Below are 8406 nucleotides of genomic sequence, written 5' to 3'. Positions count from 1 at the left end.
CACCCGCGCCGCCGGACGCACCACCGCCCGTCGTGGCCGCCGCGCCGGCGGCACCCGTCGCCCCCGCGCCACCGGCGATGATCCCCGCCGCCTTGGCGTAGCCGGCGGCGCCGAACCAGCCGATGACAGCGACCGGAACCACGGCGGGAATCCCGCCCGCGACCTCCTTGATCTGGCCGGCGGCCAGCCGGCACCTGGCGCACTCGTCCAAGTGCTTGCGCAGGCCCCGTTCGGCCCGGGTGCGCAGCCTGCCGCGCGCGTAGGTGCCGAGCTGGTCGGCGTAGCGGGCGCACTCCTCGTCGGCGGTGAGGGCTTCGCTGACATGGGCCTGGAGGTAGGCCTGCTTCAGACCCTCGCGGGCGCGGCTGGCGAGTACGCGCGTGCCATTGGCGTCCAGCCCGAAGAGCACGGCCACCTCGCTCGGCGACTCGTCCTCGACCTCGGTGTGCCACAGCACGGCCTGCCACCGCTCCGGCAGGGAACGGAAGGCCCGCATGGCCATCGACTGCTCGGCCTCGTGCATGGCCCGGACGTCGGCGCCCAGTTCCAGGGTGTCGTCGTCCGCCACCTTGGTGGTGTGCGCGGCCTGCGCGGCGAACACCGCGAAATCGTCGACCAGTTGCTCCCGCCCGGCCGACCGGGTCCAGCCGGCGGCGACGCGCCGGACCGCGGTGAGCAGGTAGGCGCGCACGGCGTGCTCCGGGCCCGAGCCGCCGCGTACCGCCTGGAGCATGCGGGCGAAGACCTCGGCGGTGAGGTCGTCCGCGGTGTGGGCGTCGCGGCAACAGGTTCGCGCGTACCGGCGCACCGCGTCCGCGTGGCGCCGGTACAGCTCCTCGTAGGCCGTGTCGTCACCCGAGCGCATCCGCCCGATCAGCCCGGCGTCGGACAACGGCATCTCGCGGAGCGGAGGCAGGACGCCGCCGTCGTGCGGGGCGTGCATGTCGTGGGGGTCGTGCAGTTCGCGGGGCGGTGGCAGGACGCCGCCGTAATGCGGCTCACGCGGCGGGGGCAGCACGCTGTCCTCGTGCAGCTCACGTTGCGCCGGAACGCCGCCTTCGGCCGGCCCACCGCCTTCCGCGGGGAGGCTGCCTTCGGCCGGCCCTCCGCCCTCCGCCGGCCCACCGCCTTGGGCCGGGACGCCGCCTTCCGCCGGCCCACCACCCTCCGTGGGAACGCGGCCATCCGCGGGAACGCCGCCCCGAGGGCCCCGAGCCGGTCCACCCTGGCCCGGCACCTGCGGCGGGTCGCCGGACCCGGTGTCGCCGGGTCCGGCCTCACCGTCACCGAGTGACCCGTCCCGCCCGTCAACGCTCATCGCGGAAAGCCCCCGCCACCGGCCCACCCTGTCCCGAACACCGGGTCAGCGTGCCATATTGGCTTTTGGTCAGGACCCCGCAGTGCGGACCATCACTCGTCCGTGGGGACTTGCCGCGACGCGGTAATAACGCTCAGCCGTTCGGGGAAGGAAGAGGTGCCCCGTCCGGGCAGGCGTTGGGCGAGATGCGGGCAACCCCGACACGGCTTGCCCACCCGTCCTCACCCACGCACGGCGGCGTCGCCTCACGCCGGTCGCGACCGCAGCCCCTCCAGCAGGATGTCCAGCAGCCGGGACGAGGCCGCCGCCTGCTGTGCGGCGTCCGGCAGTGAGGGTGCCGCCGTGGCTATGACCAGCAGCACGTCCGACACCGACACGTCCGGCCGCAGCTCACCCGCCGACCGCGCCCGCTCCACGAGCCGGCCCACGACCTCCAGCAGCGCCGCCGCACCGTCGTCGTCCGCACCGGTGTCCGACGCACCGACGGGCGCGGACCCCTCCGACACCAGCCGCAGCTCGCCCGAGCCCGGCTGTATCCGCTGCTGCGGCACCCGCGGCTCTCCGGTCACGGCACCGCCGTCACCACCGGCACCGCCGTCACCGTCGTCCGACACCCCGACCCGCAGCACCCCCGGTGGCAGCAGCCGCCCGGCGCCCGAGGCCACCGACGTCCGGAGGAAGCGCGACAGCGCCGACCACGGCTCGTCCTCCTGCCCGAGCGCCGCCCGGGCCTGGTCGGTCAGCCGGGCCGTCTCCTCCTCGGCTATCCGCCGCACCAGGACGTCCTTGCTCGGGAAGCGCCGGTACACCGTGCCGACACCGACCCGCGCGCGCCGTGCCACGTCCTCCATCGGCGCTCCGTACCCCAGCTCGCCGAACACCTCGCGCGCCGCGCGCAGCACGTGCTCCAGATTGCGCTGGGCGTCCACGCGCAGAGGCGCGGTCCGTGATTCCCCGCGTGCGCCACCCGTCGCCGCACTCATCGCGCCACCGGGCGCGACAGTGGACGCGGACGACCAATGAGAGTCCTGAACATGCATGACAATCCCCCGGTAATGACGTCTCCCCCCGGAGACTCTCCCCGCCATCGAAAGCCGGAGTGCGCGGAACAGGCCCGGTTCGGCGGTCCGCCCGTCGCGGACCCGATGAGCACATCCCCCTACACACCGTGGGAAAGAACATAGTTGAGCGGGAGTCAATTCAGAAGGGGCACGTTCCGCACGGGGCACCCACCGATCGGAGTACGAGTCGTATACGCCCCGAATGTGCCGCCGTTCTCCCCTGCATGCACCCCCACTGACCTGCACGACCACCCCGCACCACGGCGATCCGGCCCACCCCGCGCCATCCCGATCTCCGATCACACAAATCGACGAGCCTGTGGACAAACGCAAGCGCCGGGTGCGTCATGGGATGGTGAAGGAACGTGCGCGCATTCTCGTTGTCGGCGGCGGCTACGTCGGGATGTACACGGCCCTGCGTCTGCAGCGGAACCTGAGAGGCGAACTGAGGCGGGGCGAGGCCGGGATCACGGTCGTCACCCCGGACCCCTACATGACGTACCAGCCGTTCCTCCCCGAGGCGGCGGCCGGCTCGATCTCCCCCCGGCACGTCGTCGTGCCGCTGCGGCGCGTCCTCGACCACTGCCACGTCGTGATCGGCGAGGCGCGGTCCATCGACCACACGACGCGCACCGCCACCATCACCACCCTCGCCACCGGCGAGGAGAAGACGGGCGCCCGACGGCTGACGTACGACGAACTCGTCCTCGCCCCCGGCTCGGTCTCCCGCACCCTCCCCGTCCCCGGCCTCGCCGACCACGGCGTCGGCTTCAAGACCGTCGAGGAGGCCATCGGCCTGCGCAACCACGTCCTCGAACAGATGGACATCGCCTCCTCCACCCGCGACCCCGCCATCCGCGACGCCGCCCTCACCTTCGTCTTCGTCGGCGGCGGCTACGCGGGCGTGGAGGCCCTCGGCGAACTGGAGGACATGGCGCGCTACGCCGCGCGGTACTACCACAACGTCACGCCGGACGACATGAAGTGGATCCTCGTCGAGGCGTCGGGCCGCATCCTGCCCGAGGTCGGCGAGGACCTGGGCCGCTACACCGTCACCGAACTGCGCCGCCGCAACATCGACGTACGCCTGGACACCCGCCTGGAGTCCTGCGCGGACCGCGTCGCCGTCCTCAGTGACGGCGCCCGCTTCCCCACCCGTACGGTCGTCTGGACGGCCGGCGTCAAACCCCACCCGCTCCTCGCCGCCACCGACCTCCCCCTCGACGACCGAGGCCGGCTCACCTGCACCCCCCACCTGTCCGTCGACGGCGCCGCACACGCGTGGGCCGCGGGCGACGCCGCCGCCGTCCCCGACGTCACCGCCCCGGAACCCGGCCGGGAATGCGCCCCCAACGCCCAGCACGCCGTCCGCCAGGCCAGGGTCCTCGGCGACAACATCGCGCACGCCCTGCGCGGCGAGCCTCTCGACACGTACGCGCACAAGTACGCCGGCTCCGTCGCCTCCCTCGGCTTCCACAAGGGCGTCGCGCACGTCTACGGCCGCAAGCTGAAGGGCTACCCCGCGTGGCTCATGCACCGCGCCTACCACCTCAGCCGGGTCCCCACCGTCAACCGCAAGGCGCGCGTGCTGGCCGAATGGGCCCTCGCCGGGCTCTTCAAAAGGGAGATCGTTTCCCTGGGTTCACTCGAACATCCGCGAGCGGAGTTCGAACTGGCGGCCGGTGGAAAGCCTTCTCAGGAACCTCCGCGCAACCCGAAGGGGTCGTCCTGACCGGAGTCAGGAACTCCCCCGGCCGGTCCGGCGTCTGACGGATGTCGGCCCGGTCGGCACCTACCCTGCCAGACTGGTCCACCACCGCGGGCGCGCCACCGCTCGCTCCCGCGCGGCCCCGGGCCGCCGGCCGCTCCCGGCCCGTCCCGGCCCCGGCCGCCGACAACTACACGAGGCAAGGATTCGTGAACTTCACGCGCTGGAGCGCCCGACTCCCCGGAACGCAGCGCCGCGCCGCAGCGCGGACCGACACGACGGTCTCCCCGGACCGGCGGAGCGACGGCTCCGTACCCTCCGCCCGCGCCGAACAGCTGACCGACGAGGCCCCGCCCGTCCCCGCCGTCGACGACCTGCCCGTGCGCGACGTCCTCGACCGCGTCCCGGCCCTCGTCGCCCTCGTCCACGGCCCCGACCACCGCCTCGCCTACGTCAACGACGCCTACGTCACGGCCTTCGGCACCCGCCATCCGGGGGAACGGGCCCGCGAGGCCCTCCCCGAACTGGACGAGCTGGGCCTCTTCCCGCTCCTGGACCAGGTCCAGCGCAGCGGCAGGCCGCGCACCCTCAAATCCCGCAAGGCCCCCGACGGCCGCTCCTACACCTTCACCTGCACCCCGGTCACCGAGGGCGACAGCGGCGGCGTACTCGTCTTCGCGACCGACGTCACCGACCACGCCGAGGCCGCCGCCCGTCTGCGCGCGAGCGAAAGCCGCCAGCGCGAGACCGCCGTCACCCTCCAGCGTTCCCTGCTCCCGCAGGAACTGGAGGAACCCGACGACCTGCGCGTCGCCGCCACCTACCACCCCGGCGGCACCGAGGCCGCGGTCGGCGGTGACTGGTACGACGTGATCACCCTCGGCGGCGGCCGCACCGCCCTGGTCATCGGCGACGTCATGGGGCGCGGTGTCCGCGCGGCGGCGGTCATGGGCCAGCTCCGTACGGCGGTCAGGGCCTACGCCCGCCTCGACCTGCCCCCGCACGAGGTGCTCCAGCTCCTCGACGGACTCGCCACCGAGATCGACGCCAACCAGATCGCCACCTGCGTCTACGCCATCCACGACCCGAACGAGGCCCGGCTGGTCTACGCGTCCGCCGGGCACCTGCCCATCCTGGTCCGCGACGAGAACGGCACCGTCCAGCGCGCCGACGAACCCACCGGCCCCCCGCTCGGCACCGGCGGCTGGATGCACTCCTCCGGCTCGATCGCCCTGACCCCCGGCTCCACGGCCGTCCTCTACACCGACGGCCTGGTGGAACGCCGCAACGAAGACCTCGACGAGGGCATCGCCGCCCTGGAGCGTGCCCTGTCCGGCGCGACCGGCACGCCCCAGGTGGTCTGCGACCGCCTGGTCCGCTCGGCGGGCGTCACCCCGGACCACGACGACGACGTCGCCGTCCTGGTCCTCCAGCACCCCGCCCGCAAGGGCGCCGATGCCGAACGCTTCCGCAACGCCGCCCTGGAACTGCTCGGCGGCGTGGAAGCGGCCCCACGCGCGCGTGCCTTCGCTTCCGGCGTCCTGACCAGCTGGCGTTTCCCCACCGAACTGCACGACCTGGGCGTCCTGGCCACCAGCGAACTGGTCGCCAACTCCCTCCAGCACGGCACGCCGCCCATGCGGCTGCGCCTGCGCCGGACCGACCGCCGTCTGATCATCGAGGTCACCGACGGCGACGACCACCTGCCCAGACGCCGCCGAGCCGAACCCGGGGACGAGTCCGGCCGGGGCATCGCCATCGTCGCGACCATCGCCTCCAACTGGGGATCCAGGCGCACACCCGGGGGCGGCAAGGCGGTCTGGTGCGAGTTCGTCCTGCCGAAGCCGTGAACAGGGACCGGGACGGGGCAGTGACGGGGCAGTGACCGGGGCGAACCCGTCACTGCCCCGCTCGCTCACGCCTCCGCGGCCGCCACCGACTCGGCCGGCGCCCCGCTCTGCGTGACCACCCGGCTCCTGGCGAGCGACGGCTGGTTCTGTACGTCCGTGAGCTGCCGCCCCAGCCGCACCGCCAGCACCGTGATGCCCAGCGAGAACAACAGGAACGCCAGGATGTACGGCGCGTGCAGCGAGGCCCCGAGCGGCCCGCCCACCGCCGGCCCGATCGCCAGCGCGAGCTGCTTCACCAGGGCGAAGGCCGAGTTGTACTGCCCGGCGAGCCCGGCCGGCGCCAGATCCGCCACCAGCGGCGCCACCGTTGGCGACAGCAGCGCCTCACCCAGACCGAACAGCGCGTACGTCGAGATGAAGGCGGCCGTCGCCATCGCCTGGCTGCCGTGCCCGAGCCCGGCGTAACCGGCCACGGCCCACGCCACGGCCCAGATCAGACCGACGGCGGCGATCACGCGGGACCGCTTCCGCCGCTCCACGAACTTCAGCACCGCGAACTGCGCGATGACGATCACCAGGGTGTTCGCCGCCAGTGCGGTGCCCAGCGTGGAGGTGGAGATCCCTGCCGCCTCGACGCCGTACGCGCTCAGCCCCGACTCGAACTGCCCGTAGCAGGCGAAGAACAGCACGAAGCCCAGCACGCACAGCTGCACCATGGCGCGGTTGCCGAGCAGCTGCTTCCAGCTGCCCCCGGCGGACCGCCCCAGCGCTTCCTCCATGCGCGGCGCGCGCGGTGTGCGCACCGTCGCCATGACCGCGACCAGCACCAGGAACATCGCCGCCTCGATCGCGAACAGCAGCGTGAAGGACGCGGCACTCGACGTGTCGACGAGATGCCCACCGATGAGCCCGCCGACGCCGAGCCCCAGGTTCTGCAGGAAGAACTGCGTCGCGAACGCCCGTGACCGCGTCTCGGACGGCGAACAATCCACGATCATCGTGGCGAGCGCCGGCTGCATCACGGCCTGCCCCGCGCCCAGCGCGGCGGCGGACGACAGCACGGTGGCCGCCGAGGCCGACAGCCCCAGGCTCAGCGCACCGAGCGCGGCGGTGACCAGGGCGGCGAGCAGTACCGGCAGCGGGCCCCGCCGGACGATGGCCCGCCCGGCGAACGGCAGCACGACCAACGCGGCCACGGCGAAGACGGCGAGCACGAGACCCGCCGTCACAGAACCGAGTCCCCGTACCTGCGCCACGTAGACGTACAGGTAGGGGACGGTGAAGCCGAGCCCGAACGCGCTGAGTGCGTTGCCCACATGAATCCGGCGCATCGCTGCGCCCATTGCCCTGGTCACGTTCACCCTCTCTGGGTCGATGCTCCATCCGTTAGGAGTGAAGACTTAGAAGCTAAAGTTCGAAGCTAAAGAGTACACAGCGAAGGACTTCAAGGCAAAGGGGTCGCGTGCCATACTGCGGCCATGGGCGACACCTCCGGCGCCGGCGAGCCGACACTCGAAGAGCAGATCGCCGCCTACCAGCGCGAGTTCCAGGACCTCGACCCGCAGGTCGAGAAGATCGTCTCGGCGCTCTCCCGCCTCAACCGCCGCATGAACGTCGCGTACGGCCGGCAGACCGCCGAGCTGGGCATCAGCAACACCGACTGGGAGGTGCTGAAGGCGCTCGTCCTCTCCGGCGCCCCCTACCGCCTGGGCCCGGGAGACCTCGCCAAGCGTCTCGGTCTCACCCCGGCCGCGATGACCCACCGCATCGACCGCATGGTGGGGGAAGGGCTCGTCACCCGGGACCGCGACGAGTCCAACCGGGTCCGCGTCATCGTCGAGCTGACCGCGGAGGGCCGCGCGAAGTGGCTGGAGGCGATGCGCCTCGCCTCGGTCTTCGAGGAGGACCTGCTTCAGGACCTTTCCGCGGACGACCGGACCGCACTGGGTGACGTCCTCACCCGCCTCCTGCGCAGGGTGGAGCACGCCCAGCCGGACGCGGGCGGCCGGCTCAGCGACCTCGATTAAAGATCTTGACAGGTGGCCTTGACAGCCCCCTACGGGATCCGTAGGGTTCTTCGGGTTGCCACGGGGCCGTAACGGTTCTGCGGTAGCACCTCCCGCCGCACCAGCGGCAACCAAACCACCAGCACGATCTCCCAGCGGGAATGGTTTCGGCGTGTCCGAATTCAATTCCGATTGGGGCTCGACGGTCCGATTGGGAATCGTCGAGAAGGTCCGCTAAGGTTTGAGACGTCGGAACGGCCCAACAGCCGCGAAGACAACCCCCTCTGACGGGGAATCAGGGCCGAAAGGATCTGATAGAGTCGGAACCGCCGGAAAGGGAAACGCGAAAGCGGGAACCGGAAAGGCGCCGGGGAAATCGGATCGGAAAGATCTGATAGAGTCGGAAACGCAAGACCGAAGGGAAGCGCCCGGAGGAAAGCCTGAGAGAGTCTCTCGGGTGAGT

At 72.0% G+C, this 8406-nt stretch carries 7 protein-coding genes; 4 read left to right on the top strand and 3 right to left on the bottom strand.

The window, feature by feature from the left end; all coding sequences use genetic code 11:
• On the bottom strand, positions 1 to 1018 hold a 1018-nt coding region (locus EBH09_RS37865), incomplete at its 3' end, for a sigma-70 family RNA polymerase sigma factor (protein ID WP_238697346.1).
• A gap of 9 nt (positions 1019 to 1027) precedes the next feature.
• On the opposite strand from EBH09_RS37865, the gene EBH09_RS38960 reads away from it, so the two are divergent.
• Positions 1028 to 1294, top strand: coding sequence for a hypothetical protein (locus tag EBH09_RS38960; protein ID WP_238697345.1), 267 nt, complete (start codon positions 1028 to 1030; stop codon positions 1292 to 1294).
• A gap of 269 nt (positions 1295 to 1563) precedes the next feature.
• Here EBH09_RS38960 and EBH09_RS16900 read toward each other — a convergent pair whose 3' ends face one another.
• Positions 1564 to 2358 (bottom strand): helix-turn-helix domain-containing protein, encoded by a 795-nt coding sequence (locus tag EBH09_RS16900; protein WP_121747850.1) that lies wholly within the window; start codon positions 2356 to 2358, stop codon positions 1564 to 1566.
• Positions 2359 to 2731: 373 nt separating this feature from the next.
• On the opposite strand from EBH09_RS16900, the gene EBH09_RS16895 reads away from it, so the two are divergent.
• Both EBH09_RS16895 and EBH09_RS16890 read left to right on the top strand, forming a co-directional pair.
• Entirely contained in the window at positions 2732 to 4111 is a 1380-nt protein-coding gene (locus tag EBH09_RS16895) for an NAD(P)/FAD-dependent oxidoreductase (protein WP_121747849.1), read from the top strand.
• A gap of 185 nt (positions 4112 to 4296) precedes the next feature.
• On the top strand, positions 4297 to 5937 hold the full coding sequence (locus EBH09_RS16890; RefSeq protein ID WP_121747848.1) for a SpoIIE family protein phosphatase: 1641 nt from the start codon (positions 4297 to 4299) through the stop codon (positions 5935 to 5937).
• Between the two features lie 65 nt (positions 5938 to 6002).
• On the opposite strand, the gene EBH09_RS16885 is transcribed toward EBH09_RS16890, so the two are convergent.
• A complete protein-coding gene (locus tag EBH09_RS16885) occupies positions 6003 to 7280 on the bottom strand; it encodes an MFS transporter (RefSeq protein WP_121747847.1) in 1278 nt (425 codons plus the stop codon).
• Between the two features lie 135 nt (positions 7281 to 7415).
• On the opposite strand from EBH09_RS16885, the gene EBH09_RS16880 reads away from it, so the two are divergent.
• Positions 7416 to 7964, top strand: coding sequence for a MarR family transcriptional regulator (locus tag EBH09_RS16880; RefSeq protein WP_121747846.1), 549 nt, complete (start codon positions 7416 to 7418; stop codon positions 7962 to 7964).
• Positions 7965 to 8406: the final 442 nt, after the last annotated feature.

It is taken from the genome of Streptomyces sp. E2N166 (genome assembly GCF_003671715.1).
Classification (GTDB): Bacteria; Actinomycetota; Actinomycetes; order Streptomycetales; family Streptomycetaceae; genus Streptomyces; species Streptomyces thinghirensis.
Note: the sequence above shows the minus strand (reverse complement) of the source record. Positions and strands in the feature narration are given on the sequence as shown.

Excerpts from the sequence above, each read along its gene's own strand:
- EBH09_RS16900 (WP_121747850.1), bottom strand. The coding sequence starts at position 2,358 with ATGCATGTTCAGGACTCTCATTGGTCGTCCGCGTCCACTGTCGCGCCC.
- EBH09_RS16895 (WP_121747849.1), top strand. The coding sequence starts at position 2,732 with ATGGTGAAGGAACGTGCGCGCATTCTCGTTGTCGGCGGCGGCTACGTC.
- EBH09_RS16885 (WP_121747847.1), bottom strand. The coding sequence starts at position 7,280 with ATGGGCGCAGCGATGCGCCGGATTCATGTGGGCAACGCACTCAGCGCG.
- EBH09_RS16880 (WP_121747846.1), top strand. The coding sequence starts at position 7,416 with ATGGGCGACACCTCCGGCGCCGGCGAGCCGACACTCGAAGAGCAGATC.